This window comes from Pontiella sp. (assembly GCF_041622395.1).
In the GTDB taxonomy this organism is placed as follows: domain Bacteria; phylum Verrucomicrobiota; class Kiritimatiellia; order Kiritimatiellales; family Pontiellaceae; genus Pontiella.
In genome coordinates this window covers 1-3,064 of record NZ_JBFJYW010000378.1, presented here as the reverse complement: position 1 = coordinate 3,064, position 3,064 = coordinate 1, and the positions used below count along the sequence as shown (strand labels likewise).

The window sequence follows — 3,064 nt, the reverse complement described above, 5'->3', positions numbered from 1 at the left end:
TCTTCGTTGGTGTGGATCTTGAGCGCCGTCACCTTGGAAGCCGCCGTTGTCAGCACGGTTTCGTTGGCGTCGTTTTTCGCGGCGTCCACTTCCAACCCGAGGAAGGTGAAGTTTTCAAGGATTGTGGCACGCAGCATGGCATTGTTTTCGCCGACGCCCGCCGTGAAGACGATGCAGTCGACGCCGTTCATCGCCGCAATGTAGGAGCCGATGAATTTCTGGATGCTGTAGCAGAACATCTCGATGGCCAGCTGGCAATCGGTATCGCCCGCCGCGGCCCCCGCGACGTTGTCGCGCATATCGCTCTTGCCGGAGATGGCCAGCAGGCCGCCCTGCTTGTTCATCATCGTGCTCACCTGCGAGGGCTTGAGCTCCTGCGATTCCATGATGTGCAGCGGAACATAGGGATCCAGCGTGCCGGAACGGGTGCCCATGATAATGCCGTCGAGCGGCGTGAAGCCCATCGAGGTATCGACCGAAACGCCCCCCATGAAAGCCGCCAGCGAACCGCCGTTGCCGAGGTGGCAGGTAATGATCTTCAGATCCTTCAGCGGCTTGCCGAGTTGCTCGGCGGCCTTGTTCGCGACATAGCCGTGGGAGGTTCCGTGGAAGCCGTACTTGCGGATCTTGTAGGTCTTGTACTGTGCCAGCGGCAACGCGTACATGTAGGCCTTTTTCGGCATGGTCTGATGAACCGCCGTATCGAAAACCGCAACCTGCGGCATGTTGGGCAGCAGGGAGGACATCGCCTTGATCCCCATCAGGTTGGGCGGGTTATGCAGCGGAGCAAGCATCGAGTTGCGCTCGATCGCCTTGACGACCTCGCGATCGATGACGACCGACGCGGTGAAATCCTCGCCGCCGTGCACCACGCGGTGCCCAACGCCGCCAAGATCTTCCAGGTTTTCCAGCACCCCGGTTTCGGGATCGATGAGCTGCTTGAGGATTGCATCGATGGCCACCTTGTGGTCGGCGAGATCGATGAACTGTTTTTCTTTTCCTTCGTCGTTGCGCTCATAGGAGAGCGTGGAGCCATCGATACCGATGCGGTCGGCCTGGCCTTCGCACAGGGCGTGGAACTGGTTGTCCGCAGCGGCCACTTGATAGAGCTTGAACTTGATCGAGGAGGATCCGGAATTAAGAACTAGAATTTTCATAAGTCGTCTTTCTCAGGCTAGAGTGATTGAAGAACGGTGATCGCGGCCACGCCGACGATATCCTCGACGGAACAGCCGCGCGAAAGATCGTTGACCGGCTTGTTGAGCCCCTGCAGCAAGGGCCCGAAAGCTTCTGCCCCCGCCATGCGCTCCACGATCTTGTAGGAAATGTTACCGGCATTGAGGTCCGGGAAAATCAATACGCGGGCATTGCCGCTCAGCGGACTTTCCGGCGCCTTCTTGGCGGCAACCGACGGCACGATCGCCGCGTCGAGCTGAAGCTCGCCGTCGATGACAATGCCCTTGTCCGGGCACTCATCGATCACGCGCTGCTTGGCCAGCTTGGTTGCTTCCTGCACCTTTTCAACCAGCGGGCTCTTTGCGGAGCCGTAGGTGGAATACGAAAGCATCGCCGTCATCGGAGGAATATCGAACTGGATGGCCGAATTGGCGCTCTGGACCGCAATCTGCGAAAGCTGGTCGGCATCCGGATCTTCCACCAGACCGCAGTCGGAGAAGACGTAAGGAACCCCGTTCACGCATTCGAGGAAGAAACTCGACACCGTGCCGCCGCGCTTGGCGGCCTTGATAACCTGCAACGCCGGCCGAACCGTGTCGGCCGTCGAGTGGGCCGCGCCGGAAACCATGCCGTCGGCATCGCCCGACTGCATGATCATCGTTCCGAAATAGGTCACCTGCTTGACCGTCGCCAGCGCCTGCTCGGGCGTAATGCCCTTCGCCTTGCGCATTTCAAAGAACGCGTCCGCGTATTCCTGAAGCTTGTCGGAGGTTTCCGGATTGATGACGGTAATGCCGTCGAGGCTCCAGCCCTTCGACGAAAAAACCTCGGCAATCTGCTGCTCATTTCCAAGCAAGGTTACCGAGGCGATGCCCTCCACGTTGATGATGTTTGCGGCTTCGCAAACACGCTCATCGCTGCCCTCCGGCAGTACGATATTTCGATGCTTAAGTTTCGCCGCATCAATGATTTTTTGAATAAATTCACTTCTTGCCATGGTCTATTTCCCTGTTTTGTATGATTAGAGCATCCCCAATTTTGCAAAAATCTCTGAAAAAACTACCACCTCGGTTTTTTTGCGCAACCCAAAACGACAGGATTTCAGCCCGTTTAGATCCTTCGCACGAGCCGCAAAAACCGGATTTCACCTCCATAGCCCCGATTCACCCGTTTTTACCCAAAACAGAAGTGCAACATTCATCTTTTCAGCGAATATTGAAGCAAAAGAATAAACCTCCCGCACGGGATTAAAAGCGGCGTGAACCCGCCGCACTCCAAAATTCTTAGCACCGCAAGCCAGCTCGTAGCGCAGGCTCTACATTCCCATCCTCTGTGGCTCCGCGTGCTCTGTGGTAAAATCGTCCGCACCGGAAATCGTCTTGTCACCAAATAGTCCTGTTAATAAAGCACACGCACCGTTTCGGTTCTTTAATGTATTTCGTGGTTAAAAACAAACATGGACCGATCCTCCGGCTCCGACTTATTATTGAACGCGCTCTCAAACTCGTTCTGTTCACATTTAACTCCACGCTGAACACGACCTAATCACACCCGCTGCGCCCACAGAATCGGGGAATTACGTTATTACGGGACTGACCCGAATGGCACAATAATACAGGGGCGGATCCTTCTGGGATCTATCGTGTTGAGGACGCACGGAATCCAGCTGACGCTAAAACCTCAAGGTCACAATTCCAGTCAATGTTTTCAGGCTAAAACTCGGTTACTAAGTGCCATTCGGGACCGACACCTTTCCACGTATCTCGATTTGGCGATCGGATTCAACACAGCGCCCACCCACGGCAGCTGCACGCATGTGCGGCACGCGGATCGGATATCCGCGCTACGCCGTAGCTCGCAAATCCGTTGCGAGTTCCCGTACCCACGG

General features: G+C 56.1%; 2 protein-coding genes. Both read right to left on the bottom strand.

The genetic code is table 11. The features are described from left to right. On the bottom strand, positions 1-1,157 hold a 1,157-nt coding region (locus tag ABYO54_RS15735; protein ID WP_372809182.1), incomplete at its 3' end, for an acetate/propionate family kinase. 17 nt (positions 1,158-1,174) lie between these two features. Next, a complete protein-coding gene (pta, locus tag ABYO54_RS15730; RefSeq protein ID WP_372809181.1) occupies positions 1,175-2,173 on the bottom strand; it encodes a phosphate acetyltransferase in 999 nt (332 codons plus the stop codon). Positions 2,174-3,064 lie beyond the last annotated feature (891 nt).